This window comes from Nannocystis bainbridge (assembly GCF_028368995.1).
Classification (GTDB): Bacteria; Myxococcota_A; Polyangia; order Nannocystales; family Nannocystaceae; genus Nannocystis; species Nannocystis bainbridge.
In genome coordinates, this window is sequence record NZ_JAQNDL010000001.1 from 1,098,958 (window position 1) to 1,112,745 (window position 13,788).

Annotated in this window: 8 protein-coding genes; 6 read left to right on the plus strand and 2 right to left on the minus strand. The window is 68.0% G+C overall.

The window, feature by feature from the left end:
* Positions 1–714: 714 nt before the first annotated feature.
* Positions 715–1,218: a hypothetical protein gene (locus POL25_RS04395; RefSeq protein ID WP_272084568.1), complete on the minus strand. Its 504-nt coding sequence runs from the start codon at positions 1,216–1,218 to the stop codon at positions 715–717.
* 214 nt (positions 1,219–1,432) lie between these two features.
* Between POL25_RS04395 and POL25_RS04400 the strand changes: the two genes are divergently transcribed.
* The 3 genes from POL25_RS04400 to POL25_RS04410 all read left to right on the plus strand — a co-directional run bounded on the left by POL25_RS04400 (position 1,433) and on the right by POL25_RS04410 (position 8,391).
* Positions 1,433–3,490, plus strand: coding sequence for a hypothetical protein (locus POL25_RS04400; protein ID WP_272084569.1), 2,058 nt, complete (start codon positions 1,433–1,435; stop codon positions 3,488–3,490).
* A gap of 319 nt (positions 3,491–3,809) precedes the next feature.
* Positions 3,810–7,112, plus strand: a complete 3,303-nt coding sequence (locus tag POL25_RS04405; protein WP_272084570.1) for an ATP-binding protein — start codon at positions 3,810–3,812, stop codon at positions 7,110–7,112.
* Positions 7,113–7,884: 772 nt separating this feature from the next.
* Entirely contained in the window at positions 7,885–8,391 is a 507-nt protein-coding gene (locus POL25_RS04410; protein ID WP_272084571.1) for a hypothetical protein, read from the plus strand.
* Between the two features lie 173 nt (positions 8,392–8,564).
* Here POL25_RS04410 and POL25_RS04415 read toward each other — a convergent pair whose 3' ends face one another.
* Positions 8,565–8,972, minus strand: coding sequence for a MerR family transcriptional regulator (locus tag POL25_RS04415; protein WP_272084572.1), 408 nt, complete (start codon positions 8,970–8,972; stop codon positions 8,565–8,567).
* Positions 8,973–9,255: 283 nt separating this feature from the next.
* Between POL25_RS04415 and POL25_RS04420 the strand changes: the two genes are divergently transcribed.
* From POL25_RS04420 to POL25_RS04430, 3 genes are read left to right on the plus strand one after another with little or no spacing between them, the layout of a single operon-like run.
* Complete coding sequence (locus POL25_RS04420; RefSeq protein ID WP_272084573.1) at positions 9,256–11,022, plus strand: serine/threonine-protein kinase; 1,767 nt, start codon at positions 9,256–9,258, stop codon at positions 11,020–11,022.
* Positions 11,019–12,086: a hypothetical protein gene (locus POL25_RS04425; RefSeq protein WP_272084574.1), complete on the plus strand. Its 1,068-nt coding sequence runs from the start codon at positions 11,019–11,021 to the stop codon at positions 12,084–12,086. Before POL25_RS04420 ends, POL25_RS04425 begins: the two co-directional genes overlap by 4 nt.
* A 36-nt stretch (positions 12,087–12,122) precedes the next feature.
* Entirely contained in the window at positions 12,123–13,778 is a 1,656-nt protein-coding gene (locus POL25_RS04430; RefSeq protein WP_272084575.1) for a hypothetical protein, read from the plus strand.
* The last annotated feature ends 10 nt before the right edge of the window (positions 13,779–13,788 follow it).

A 13,788-nucleotide genomic window follows, 5' to 3' on the forward strand; every position in this document is an offset into this window, starting at 1 on the left:
GTTCGCGCGGCGCGCGTAGGCGCTGGGCTCTTCCGAGCCGCTCCCTCATTCGCTCGCTGTCATGATTTCTCGGTCGGCCAGCTCGGAATCACTCTGACCAATATTGCTTCCCCGTCACCAGATTCGCACGCCCCCAAAGCGAGCCGCTCAATCGATGAGAGAAGCTGAAGTTCTGATGCCGTGCAAGGTGCAGCGTCGATTTTGAGGCCAACGCGATGCGGCGGCGCAATATCGCACCGGTCGAACTCACGACAAAAGTCCCGATAGGGTCCCGATCCGGTCCCGATAGGGTCCCGATCCGGTCCCGATAGGGTCCCGATCGGTGCACGATCGGGTCCCGCAAGGTCACCGATGGGCCGCCTGTCCCGGCGGGATGTCGTCGCTGACTCGATCACCAATCCGCGTTGGGTCGAGATTGGCTCGGTGGCGCCACGATCCAATCCGCGTTGGGTTAGCCCAGGCGAGATTGGCTCGGTGGCGCCACGATGGGTGCCGGCCCATCGCACCGGCCTCGGTGAGCGCGTATCCCTCGCGGTCGGTGGCAGGGTCGCTACTGCTCAACGCTCATCGGGGAGCCGTCGCTATTCGAATGTTTTCTGCTCAAGTGGCCGCACGGTCGCAGAGCTCCGCGCAAGCCGCGAGGCGACGAGCGATCCACGAACACAGCACCAAAGCCCTCCCCGACGAAGGTCTCGTCAACAGGGAGCAGGATGGTCACGTAGTCGGCTCACCCGCCTTCGCCGCCGAGCGCACCACGTCGGCGACGTAACGCAGCGCGTCCTCGCCCCGGACCTTGTCGTCACAGATCCGCTCAAGCCACTGTTGCCGCAGGGTCCGCAGGACAGCCCTCTCCTGCGCGAAATCTTCCTCGTACTCGCGGCGCATCCGTTTCAGCTCCGCGCAGCAATACTCGTGCTGCTGGACGGCCATCTCGGTGAGTTGGTGGACCCGTCGGAAGGTCTCCTCATGGAGCGAGACAGTCGATTCCAGCCGTGCCGACCCGGTGCTCGGGTCTTCGGGGCCGCGCGCGACGATCTGGTCGTCGATGGCGGCGACGAAACCGCTCTTGAGATTTGGCTCGATCAGCGTGCGAAGCTGCTCGATCTGCTCGCCCGTGATACCGGAAATCTCGAACGCGGTTGCTCCGGCGCCCTGGCCGCTCGCCCGGAATACTCGATACGTAGATCTTTGCCCCATCTCAACCTCGGTCCGCATCATTGTAGCGCTTCATGATGCTCAAGGGTGCATCCTCGAATCATGGCGCGCATGCGAGCATGAAGCGCTTCACGTTGGTGTGTGCTCTCGAATCAGCGCCGCGCTCATGCTCATGCTCAGTGCATCACGGCCGTGAGCGGGAGCAGATAGAGGGCCGACGCTCTCGAGCATCACGAAGGCGTGCCTCGTCGCCCCCTCGTGCCGTACTATGGATCGCATGACCGTGGGTATGTGGGTCAGCGAAATCCGCGCCCGGGCCGAGGCACGAGGCCTGTCTCTGGCCGATCTGGCTCGTGCGGCCGAGATGCGGCCGAGCAACCTCCGCCGCCTGCTCACGAGCTCATCGTCCAGCCCGCGGCTCGGGACCATGATGCGCCTCATGGAGCCGCTCGACTCATGGGTCGCGCCGGCGGCAGCACGGACCGCCGCCGAACTGGTCGCCTTCCTCGACAGCGAGCGAGAGCGAGGCGGCCTGGGCTGGGACGAACTGGTCGCGGGGAGTGACACGACAGCGTCTACATTCGCCAGGCAGCGAAGCGAAGCGCCCGAACAGCTCCCGCTTGACGTGGTGCTCGATCTCGCGGGCCGCCTCGGGATCGAGCTGTTCCTGGTCGACGCCCGCGATGCGCGAGCCACGGAGAGCCGTGAGCAGGAATCCAGGGGCAAGCAGCGAACACGGACCTCCGGCGCATCACGCACCCGTCACGCGGGTGTCCGACCCGCGCGAGAGTCCGAACCTGCGTCGATCGATCGTGAGCCGGCGACCACGCCGCCGCTCGTCGCCACCGTGACGACGCCGTCGAAGAGCGAGCCGGCGCCCGCGCGTTCGCGCTGGAGTCTGTCCCCACCCAAGCTCGGCCGTTACCGCGACGCGCCACCGGAGTCGGCCGCCCTCCCCCGGGGCCCAGCCGCGACCTATACCCCGCGAGAGCCGTCCTACGCGCTGGAGCGCACCCTGCTCCTCAACCTGGCCGACACGACGGGCGCCACGTGGCGGACCCTGTACCAGGGCCTCTTTCGATTCGTCACCGGCGCGCGGGACGTACCCGCCGACATCATCGACCGCCTGGCGAACGGGACCGAGCGATTGTTCCAGCGCCTGCGTCGAACCCCGCCATCCCACTCCGAGCAGGAAGCGCAGGCCGCGGTCTCCTTCGAGGATGCCGATCCGTCCCCCTTGATCGAGTTTTGGATGGCCTCGAAGACAGCTCCACATGCTCGCGGGACGTCGACGGTCCACGATCCCGCAGGCCGCGCGCACGTCATCCACGCAGCGCTATCCCGCACCTACAACGTCATTATCCGCCTCAGCCAGGGCGGGCGCCCGCATCGACTTGCGCGGATCGTCGAGGTCGTGGACGGCGAGGCGACAGTCATCGCGGATCCCGACGTTCGGCTCGATCTCGCAGTGGGTGACGAGCTCCGCGCCTTCGAGCACATCCACGCCGGCCCGGTGTTCGGCGAGCTGCGATTGGGCGACCGCATCTACCTGCTCGGCGCCCTCTCCTGGGCCATCGCGCTGCTCGAGGTGGATTCGACTGGCGCGCGGGTGGTGTGGGCCGGCCCCGCCGAGAAATTCGGGGAGGTCACGGTCGAGCCTGCGTCCCCTCCGACCGTCGAGGCGGAGAGCGTCGAACCCGACCGCGAGGCCAGGGCGAAAGCAAACCAGCTCGAAGCGGAGCTCGCCGCCGCGAGACTCGCGCTCACGGACGAACGCGCGCAACGAGCTGATGCCCAGCGGAGGGCCGACGACGCCGCGGAGCAAGCGGCTCAGGATGCTACGGCTCAGCACCAGGCGCTCAGCCTCGAGAATGCCGAGCTCCGTCGTGAATTCGCCGCCGCGGTGGAGCGACTCGATGCCCAGCTCGCCGAGATTAGGGCTGATGCCGGCGCCCACGGCAAGGATCGGCAAATCCTCATGGCCACATTCGCCGAGATTCGCCAGAGGGCCGAGGCAATTGCCGACCAGCACAAGACCGAGCTCGCCGAACTACACGGCCGGCTCGCCGAGCTGACCGTGCGCGAGGCTGCGTTGCTCGACACCCAGAAGGGGCTCGAGATCGAGAACGCGGCACTACGGCAGCAGTGCGTCGACCGGCACTCGGGAAGAGCGAGCCGGCTGCCTGAGGAGGACGGGCTCCCGACTGACGACAGCAAAGCTTCGATGGATTTCGCGCCAATCGATGGACCACTATCAAACCTCGAGGCGGAGCGCGCAGCTCCTCCCACGAAACCGCGCTCCGCGAAGAGCCTCTCCAGGAGGTGGCATCGGTAGGAGCTCGATTCGCCTCGTGCTCCCGGACCGTCTTCTCGCCCATCCGCCGTCTTCACTCGAGCTCCTCCGACACCCGCGCGGAGCAACGGCCCGCGCAACAGCCCGCGCACGACAGCCAACACCTCCGCCCTGCCGACGCTCAGCGTCGGCAACAGCCCGTGTGCTGGCCAACACCACCGCCTCGCCCGCGCACCAGCCAAAACCGGCCGAGCCGCGCGGCCGGCGTTCGTGTTGCACAAGCGCGGCCCGGCGCGCGATTGCCCTCGAGTGACGGACGTGGGATGCTCACTCCCTTCTCTCGTCGACAAGGCAGGTCCACATGGCAGCGCTGGAGGAGCAGGTTCGTCAGTGTCAGGCCGCCATCTCAGCGCAGGAATCGCTGCGCTCGACTCTCGGCGACGCGGTCGTCGACATCACAGTGGCCGCGCTGCGCAGCCAAATCGAGGCGCTCCAGAGCCAGTTGCAGGGGTCCGCGCAGGCGAGCCGCAGCGACGGGATGCTTGAGCTGCTCCAAGGTTACCTGCCGCGCGAGCTGGCCGACAAGATGCGCGCGTTTGGCCGGATCGACGGCGAGCGCAAGCAGGTGACGGTGCTGTTCGCGGACCTGTCCGGGTTCACCGACCTCAGCGAGCGCCTCGACGCCGAGGAGGTCGCTGAGATCACCCACGCGGTGCTCAAGGAGCTCGCCAGCGCGGTCTACGAGTTCGAGGGATACATCGACAAGTTCATCGGCGACGCGGTCATGGCCGTGTTCGGCGCGCCGATCGCCCACGAGAACGACCCCGACCGCGCACTGCGGGTCGCGCTGTCGATGCGCGAGCGCCTCGAGGCTTTCAATCGCCGCTGGCGCGATCGGGTCGGCCAGCCGTTGAACCTACACATCGGCATCAACACCGGAATGGTCATCGCCGGCAACATCGGCTCCGACATGCGCCTCTCGTACACAGTCATGGGCGATACTGTCAACACTGCGTCGCGGCTCGAGAGCGCCGCCCGGCCCGGACAGATTCTGGTCAGCCACAACACCTATCGACTGACTCAGGACTCGTTCGCGTTCGTGGCCCTGGATCCGCTGCAGGTCAAGGGCAAGCGCGAGCCTCTGGTCGTCTACGAGCTCGACCACGCCCGGCTGACACCGAGCAAGTCGCGCGGCCTGACGGGCTTTCGCGCTGTCTTCGTCGAGCGCGAGCGCGAGCTGGCGCTCCTCGGCGCCCTCGCCGAGCGCCTCCAAAGCGGGAGCGGCCACGTCCTGGTCGTCACCGGCGAGGCCGGCATCGGCAAGTCGCGGCTGATGGCCCGCTGGCGCGCCGCCTTGCCGCCGGCGGTGCGCTGGCTGGAGGGCCGCTCGTTCCCCCACACCGGCTCGTTGCCCTACGGGCCGTTCCTCGACCTGTTTCTCCGCTACGCCGGCATCGGCGACGACGACCGCGAGGAGCTGGCCCGCCAGCGCCTGCGCGTCATCGTCGAGCGCTTCTTCCCGGCGAACCTCGAGGCCCAGGCGTTGTTCGCGTCGATGCTGGCGCTGCATCCGACCGCCGAGGAGGAGGCCCTGCTCGCCGCCCTGCCCGCCGAGGGCCGCCGCCGCCGCCTGTTCGCGCTGGTCCGCCAGTGGCTGGTCGACCTGGCGGTCGAGCGGCCAGTCGTCCTGGTTTTCGAGGACATGCACTGGATCGACACAACCAGCGTCGAGCTGATCCAGTCGCTCCTGCCGCTGGTAGAGACTCACCCGGTGATCGTGACCGGCGTGTTTCGTGGCGCGCACGACGGGGTCATGCGCAGCTTCCAGGAAGTCGGCGGGGCCCGCTACGCCGAGCGCTCCACGCTCCTCCCGCTCGCGGCGCTCAGCGAGCAGGGAAGCGCCGCGATGGTCCGGGAGCTGCTGCAAGTGACGACGCTGCCCGAGCCGGTCCGGCTGGCGGTCCTGCTCAAGGCCGAGGGCAATCCGTTCTTCATCGAGGAGGTCCTGCGCATGTTGGTCGAGCGCGGGGCGCTGGTGCGCGCGCCGGACGGCGACGCCTGGGTCCCCTCCGATCTCCTCGAACAGGTCTCGATCCCGGACACGCTCCACGGGGTCCTGATGGCCCGCATCGATCGCCTCTACCCGGAGACCCGCTGGATCGTCCAGCAGGCCTCCGTCATCGGCCGCGTCTTCCTCTACCGGGTGCTGTCGAGAGTGGCGTCAACCGACCACCTCGAGGCCGACATCGACCTGCTCGAGCGCGAGGGACTGATCCGCGAGCGCTCGGGCCAGCCCGAGGTCGAGTACATGTTCAAGCACGCGCTGACGCAGGAGGTGGCGTATCAGAGCTTGCTCGGCCCGCGGCGCAAGGAGCTTCACCGCAAGGTCGGGGACGTCATGGAAGCCGTGTTCGCCGACCGGCTGGCGGAGTTCTATCCGATCGTGGGCCGGCACTTCCTGCTCGGCGAGCATTGGGCCAAAGCCGCGGACTACCTCGCCCGCTCCGGCGCCGCCGCCGCTCGCCATTACGCCTATGTGGAGGCCCGCACCCACTACAAAGAGGCCCTGAAGGCGCTGGAGCACCTGCCTCCGGACGATACGATCGAGCGGACCGCCATCGATCTGACGATCGGCCTCGCCCGGGTGTCCTATGTCGCCGACGATCCCGGCATCAACCTGGCGCGCCTCAAGCGGGCTGAAGAGCGCGTCGGCCACCTGTTCGCGCGCAGCGGGCTCGCGGAGGACCGCCTGCGCCTCGCCCGGATCCTGCTGTTCCAGGCGCTCTCGTACATGATGCGCGGGAACGCAGTCGCGGCGGCGATCGACTGCTTTCAGCGGGTGCTCCCGGTCGCGCAGGAGTTTCAAGATGAGGAACTATTGGTCGCGCCGTCGACGAATATCGGCAAGATCCTGGTGGTCAATGGCCAGTTCCGGGACGCGATCCCGCTGTTTCGTCGGGTCATCGAGCCGCTGTCGCGTTGGGATGACCTCACCGAGTGGATCCTGACCGTGGTGTTCCTCGGGTTGGCCGAGGCCGCGCTGGGTCGTCCGCAGGAGGGCGAGCGGCTGGCCCAGGAAGCGCTCGCGCGGGCCGTCGAGACTCACAACAACACCGGCCAGATCTACGGCCACATGTTCCTCGCAGTGATCGCGGTGCACACGGGCGACATGCAGCGCCTTTTGCTCGAGAGCCAGCGGACCTGGCAACTCGCGGACGCCTCGGGCGACCGGATGTATTGTTATTTCAGCCACGGGTACCAGGCGCTGGCCCACAGCCGACTCGGCGACCATGCCGCGGCGGCCGAGAGCCTGAGCCGGCAGCGTGAGACGGCCGCCAGCCTCGGCCCCAACCTAGCGACCGCCGATTGGTTCGCCGCGATGGAGGCCGAGGTGGCGCTCAACGCCGGGCGGTCCGACGCAGCACTCGCCCTGGCGCGCGCTGCGATCGACGAAGCGGTCGCCGTGGACGGCATCTACGGCGAGGGGTTCGCCCGGCGCGTCTGCGGTCAGGCGCTCGCCGCCACGGGGGCTCCGCGCAGCGCCATCGACGAGCAGTTCGCGGCCAGCGTCGAATGCTTCGACCGCGGCGGCGCGGCCCTCGAGTCGGCGCGCACGCATGCGCGATGGCGCGAGGTCCACGGTAACGGAGCGAGCGAGCCATAGAAACCCTCCGCGCGGCGATGCCACCCGTCGCGTCGGGAGCTCGGCCGCGACCGACGCGACGCAGGTCGGCGCCCGATCGCCGACCCGTCGAGGACCTGCGCGCCACCTGGGGCCTGCACATCCCCTTCTGCCTGACCAACCCGAAGATCTACGCTGAGGCCGACCGACGCAGGATCGCCGCCGCGGGCCGGCTTTGTCCTCACGCCGATGAGCTCGGCCCCGCTGCTGGCCTCGGCGCTGTGTTGGCGCTACTCGAACGTTACGCCGAGGACCGCGACCTCGGGCCATCCGTGTCCACGCGCGAGGCCGTGATCGCTGTGATCACGACCCGCCACCCCGGTCGTCCGGGCCTCGACGCCTGCAGCCGCGGCCATCGCCTTGCGCGCCGTACTGCAAGAGGCCGCGCGCGTGACGGCGGGACAGCGAGGTGACCCCTTCCGTGAGTGAGTCGACACATGCGTGAGTGGCGAGCGGGTCTATCCGTTTGCTCGAACGACCCCGCACAGGAAGCCTACACCCTTGCGCAGTTGGAGGGCCGAGCTACCTGCTTGGTGCGGTGGATCGGGACTCAATCTACTCCGTTGCGTCGTCGGAAGATGAAGCTATTTGCTCGGCAATCCCCTCGGACAGCATCTGCGCGCAGTTTGTGCTGGACGACGAGACGTTTTAGTAACCGGCTTCACATGAGCGGCAGAATGATGCTTCGCGGCAGAACAGGAGGAATTTAATTCCTCCTGCGGAATCGATGTGTTAGGGCTAAAGCATGGTGCCGATGCAAACCCTGCAACTCGCTCGCAAGGCGAACGCGACCCCCAAGAGCCCGATTGGTCTCCTCAAGGTGGTTTTCATTCTGGGCTACGGGACCCCTGGCTCGGTGGTTATCGCTCGCCTCGATGTTATGGGGGCCGCCGAGCGGACGCTGCTCCTGGGATTCTTGATGTTCTATCCGCTCGTCATTCTGTCGGTCCTCTATTTGCTGGTGTCTAGGCATTATTCGAAGCTGTACACCCCCTATGATTTTCGAAAAGAGGCCCACTTCCTCGCATTGGCCCGGCTGCTGATCTCGAAGCCCATGAAAATTCACGCCAAGAGGAATTCCGCGGTGGAAGAGCTGCCGGGAGAGGCTGGGCTGGGCCCGCTCACCCTGGAGCCGGCGCCTCGTATTGCGGCGGATGAGGCGTCCGTGAAGAATGAGCTAGACCTTCCCGCCCCCTCGCGGAGGGGGCCAACAGAGGGCACAGGACGATCGCATCGATCCCGAACTCCGGCGGGTGGGTAAATTGGGCCGGGGACTTGGCCTGCCAGCTCCATCCGCGGAACCGGTCCTCGACGCAGCGTCCGAGCTCAGCATGAGCAGACCCGCTGTTGATGGCTCGCTCGCCACCTCCAGGGCGTGCCCGGCACACGATGGCACGCGGCGAGGTCGTGTTGCAGCGCCGACGCGGCTCGAGATCAGGCGTCGCTCAGCCGGCTTTTCCTCGCCTCGTTGCGGGACTGGCGAGGCTCTGCCAGCAGCTCGACGACCTTCTTGCCGAACTTGACGATGAGCTGGGGCCGCAGCTCGGCGAGGCTGAAGCCCATCTCGCGCTGCCCTTTGACGAAGTGCGCGCAGGTGACGGCATAGAGGGGGTACCTCGACCTGTTGCCGCGCCCGCCTGTGCCCTCGGGCTTCGGCAGGAGGCCAGCACGAACCCAGTCGGTGAGAGAAAGCTTTTCGATGCCGCCTGCACCGGCCACTTGCTCGGCGAGCACATAGACGTTGGGGAGCGACTTGAACACCTCGACGGCTCCCTGGGTCATCGCCGCCTCGACCTCTTCGGAAGTGGCGAAGCGCGGAAGGGTCTTGAGCTCCTGAGGCATGGCCGCTGGGGATGTTGCCATCATCTCGCAAGTTTTTCTCGAATTTCCCCGGCGATCTCCCGGCAGGGGCGCCCCACCGGTCGTAGAAGACCTCGCGGCCTGTGCGCCGCGCGTCGTGCGGCTGGGGAGAGTGGACCGAGGTGGAGGTCGACCGGTGATCCTTGCGCGCTCCGAAGAGCATGGTTCTCCATGTCGGCACGCAGGTCTTTTTCGACGCTTTCTGTCCAAAGAGCCAGGTAGCGATGTATGCCGCATACAAGATTTCCGCGGCTGAACGGGCTCTGTGAGCTGGTTGACCATGACAATCTGCTCGTGCATCGTCGCGGACGTGTTGGGGGATCACGAAGTGCCTGCTCTGCAGGCGAGCCCTCCTTGCGGGCAAGGGTGCGAAGAAGAACCCGACGAGGAAGAGGTCGACGATCTCCTCGACGAGGACTCGCAGGCGCCGGGGCTGGTGGCCGAGGCGGGCGCCGCGCTCGTGGTCGGTGATCGCATCGAGCTCTACGAGCCGATCGGGGACGGAGCGACCGGGCAGGTCTTTCGCGGCTACCACCGCAAGCTCCGGCTTCCTGTCGCCGTGAAGGCGCTCTACGACGACCTGCAGCTCCGCGACGATAGCCGCGAGCGCTTCCGACGCGAGGCTCAAGCGCTCGGGCATCTTCAGCATCCCGGCATCGTCCGGATCTACGACCTCGTCGAGCTCGAGGACGGGCGAATGTTTCTGTGCATGGAGCTGCTCCGCGGGCAGACCTTGAACGCGCTGCGGAAGGCCGGCCATCGGTTCCGACCGGAGCAGGCCGTCGACATCGGACTCCACCTCTGCGACGCGCTCCAATGCGCCCACAGCGAGGGCATCCTCCACCGCGATCTCTCCGCGTCGAACGTCATGCTCCTGCCGGAGTCGTTCGACGAGGCCGACCTCCGGAACGCCCCCCGCGGCGGGCGGATCAAGGTCTTCGACTGGGGGCTCTGCAAGTACCTCGACCGGTTCTGGTCGAGAGGCGAGCACCGCCACGACGCGCCGCCGGGCTCGCGGATGGCGACCCCGATGGGGGCGCGGTTCGGCACGCCCGAGTACATGGCGCCGGAGCTGCTCGCCAAGGATGGCCCCCACACGCCCACGCCCTCGACCGACGTATATGCCGCGGGCGTCGTCTTGTTCGGGCTGCTCACGGCGGGCATGCCGTTTCGCCCGGGGAACCGCAGGCGTCCGCGCGCCATCGCGGAGTTCGTACCGGGCTTCGCGTGCCCCGAGCTCGAGGCGGTGATCCAGCGAGCGATCGACCACAACCCGGTCACGCGCACCCAGACGATGAGGGCCCTCCGCGACGGCCTCGAGCTCGCTCGAGCGGCGCTGGCCAGCGCATCGAGTTCGATGAACGCGCCGCCCATGGTGCCCTTCCGGGTGTCGCTCGAGCAGGCGCGTATCGATGCCTCGACCGCGAGCGTTGGGTCTGAGCTCGCGCTTTCGAAAGGGCCGGCGCTGCCCGCCGATCCTGCGTCCTCGGCCCCGCTCGTCGAAGTGCGGACGGGCGTGATCCATCGTGCGATACGTCGGCGTCTGCTCGACGCAATCGGCGGCGCCATGCTCGGGGTCGTGGGGACGCTCGCTGCGCTTCGAGGGGCCCCTCCGAGCGCGGCTCTGGCCCCGGCCGCAGCTCCCGGTGTTGCTGACGAACCCGTCGTCCTCGCCGGGCGCCTCGAGCGTCCGCTTGCCCAGCCGCGCGAGGAGGTCGAGGCGCCAGTGAGCACGCCCGCTGCTGTACACGCGCCACCGCCTCCAGAGGAGGCGAGACCGACAGCAGAGCGGTCCTTGCCGACCATGCGCGAGGCGCTGGATCGGGCTGCCGAGCCCCTGCGTCGCTGCGCCAAGATCGCGGGCTGCCCGCTGTTCGTCGAATTCACGGCGGCGGCGCAGCTCGATCACTTCGCCTCGGTGTCGGCGGACGTCGACGCATCCGACGTCCTTGGTTGCGTAGACGACTCGACCCGCGAGATCCGGTTCCAACCGACCGCGCCGGTCTTCTTTACGGAGGTCTACAGCCCATGATGTTCACCGCGTGGATCCTGTCCACGGTCCTGTTGGCGTCGCTGACCTCGGAGGCGAAGTGCGAGCCCACGGACCTCGCGTGCAAGGCCGCGGACTTCGTCCGACAAGCGAAGGACGCCAAGACTCCCGAGCTCCGCGCGCAGTACCTGCACGCCGCCCACCGCTCCTACCTCGCGCTGTTCGATCAGACCGGCGACGTGAAGCACCTGTGCGCCGCCCGGAGGATGTTCGATCGTAGCGTGGCGACCGCGGGCAAGTCCGCGGGCTCCAAGGCGCGGCGCGAGGAGCTCGAGGCGCGTGAGCGACGTGCCAACGTCGAGTGCCGCGACAAGCCGGCGCGCACGCCCAAGCCCAAGTCGCCACTGGTAGCGCGCGTCCAGGACTCTCCCCGCTCCGGGGATCGTACAGAGCTCCCATCGGCGACCGGCTCGGCCGCCTCGACGACTGATTCGGCAAACTCGGCGACCGACCCGACCGCTGCGGCGACCGCCCCGGCTGCTCCGCCTCTGACGCCGGCGAAGGAAGTCATCGCGGACCTCGCCGAAGTCTCTCGCTCGCCGGTTCACGCCGCACCGCCGGCCGACCTCGCTCCCGTCCGCGGAGCGGGCGCGCTCCCGTCGACCTCGGCTGCGAGGCCACCGACCGTCGCGCCAACCGTCGACGGGCCCGCACGTGCGCCGTCACCGGCACCCGCGAGCACGTCAGCGCCGCGGCCCGGTAGCGACCTCCTGATCGCCGGCGGCGTGACGCTCGGAGCCGGGCTCGCGCTCACCGCGGCCGCGAGCTACTTCGGTCACGGCCTCGTCGAGGTCAAGCGCGACGCGGTGGCCCTGCACGCCGAGGCCATGGGCGCTCCGACCGATGCACAACGCGAAGAAGAGCAAGCGCTGGGTCGAGAGTATCGCCGCAACGGCCCCCCGGCGCTGGCGCTCGCGCTCACCGGCGGCGCCTCCCTCGTCACCGCGGCGATCCTGCTCGGCATTGGCGGCAAGCGGGCTCGCGCCGCCTCGAACACCGCCCTCGTGCCCCATCCCGGCGGCATCGCCGTGCGCATGAACTTCTAGGAGGTCCCCATGTCCCCCCGCTACGAATTCTTGCTCGTGGTCGTCACGCTGGCCGCCTGCCCTCCGCCCTGGGAGTTCTTCCCCGCGTGCGACGACGGGACGGGCTGCGCGTCGACCTCCACCAGCTCGACGTCCGGCTACGCCACCACCACCGGCGGCTTGCCGACCGGCGAGATCCAGACGGCGGCGAGCGGCAGCTCCGAGCCGGGGTCGTCGACGGGGATCGACACGCCCTCGCTCGACCTCCCGCCGGAGGGCCCGACCCTGGAGGCCGAGCCGGACGCGCTCGAAAAAGCCGGCACGACGGACCTCAAGCTCCACAAGATCCCGCCGGACATCGAGTCGGTCGAGCTCAAGCTCAACGGCAAGCTCCTCGCCGAGCTGACGCCGGACGACTTCCCATACACGTGGGAGGCCTTCTCGGAGAAGGACAACGGGGAGCACACCTTCGAGGCGCGCCTCAAGAACAAGAAGGGTCAGAGTCAGACGATCGAGGCGAAGGTCTTGGTCAAGCTCCCGCCGCCGGGGAGCGTGCGGTGCTCGTTCCCCGTCGACCTGGCGAGCGAGCCGCCGGGGACCTTCTCCGCCATCCTGTACACCGAGGACGCTATCGTCGTCGGCGGCTGGCGCGACATCGGCAGCGGCGCGCGCATGGTCGTGCACAAGCTCGACCCGGACTTCTGCACGCCACAGCCGGGTTGGCCGCGGATGATCGGGGACTGGACCGAGTACCCAGCCCTCGCCTCTAAATTCTCGGTCGTGGCGGCCCTGGCCCTCGACGAGCACGGCAACATCGTGGTCGGCGGCAACCTGCTCGAGGGCTCGCTGCCGCAACGCTACACGGTGATGCTGACGCCGGAGGGCGACGCCATCGCCGACACCGAGGTCGTCGGGCTGGTCGGCGAGGCCGTCTCGGGCGTGGCGATCACGCCCCAGCCCGCCCCGATCGTCGTCGCGGTGGGGTGGTGGACCGTGAGCGAGAACCCGGTGTCGACCGACTGGCGGTGGTGGCGCATCCACTCGGCCGAGGACGTGAACACAATGGGCGCCCCGGCCCCCTGGACCGAGGACGAGCAGCCGGATTTCTTCAACACATTTAGCGAGCGGGCGCGCGCGGCCGCCCTTCATCCAGACACGGGCATCCTCTATATCGTCGGCGATCGGGACTACAAGGACGACTTCAACAATGTCTGGATTCGGAGCTGGACCGCTCGCGTCGATCCATTGACAGGGGCGATGCTGAGTTCACCATGGACCTCGGCTGGCGATGGACTCTACCTGCAAGACGCGACGACGTCGCTCGCCTTCTGCGGCGAGCGACTGATCGGGTCTGGGTGGACGCAACGCACCCCAATCAACACGAGCAAGCGGCAGCAGTCGACCCGCTGGATCGAGGTCGACGGGACCTCAACCCACTGGATCGCCGAGTCTACGCCGAGCGAAGGCTTCGGCGCCGCGTGTGACCGCGAAGGGAAAGCGGTTGTGGCGGGGAAGCGCCCGTCGATCGACCTTGACGCACAGGTCTTTGCGTTCATGGATGCGGAAGGCCCTCGCATCCCCTACACGTTCCACGTTGAGGGTGATGACGCCGCCCTTGGAATGGCCTGCGACGTGCGAGGATTCTGCGCATGGCCAGGCTACCGCACAATCGACGGGCATTCGGTGGCCGTAGTGCAGGTGCACCACCCGTGACCGACGCCTT

Bases quoted from the DNA above. Each gene is read 5' to 3' on its own strand.
- POL25_RS04395 (WP_272084568.1), bottom strand. From the start codon at position 1,218: ATGATGCGGACCGAGGTTGAGATGGGGCAAAGATCTACGTATCGAGTA.
- POL25_RS04400 (WP_272084569.1), top strand. From the start codon at position 1,433: ATGACCGTGGGTATGTGGGTCAGCGAAATCCGCGCCCGGGCCGAGGCA.
- POL25_RS04405 (WP_272084570.1), top strand. From the start codon at position 3,810: ATGGCAGCGCTGGAGGAGCAGGTTCGTCAGTGTCAGGCCGCCATCTCA.
- POL25_RS04410 (WP_272084571.1), top strand. From the start codon at position 7,885: ATGCAAACCCTGCAACTCGCTCGCAAGGCGAACGCGACCCCCAAGAGC.
- POL25_RS04415 (WP_272084572.1), bottom strand. From the start codon at position 8,972: ATGCCTCAGGAGCTCAAGACCCTTCCGCGCTTCGCCACTTCCGAAGAG.
- POL25_RS04425 (WP_272084574.1), top strand. From the start codon at position 11,019: ATGATGTTCACCGCGTGGATCCTGTCCACGGTCCTGTTGGCGTCGCTG.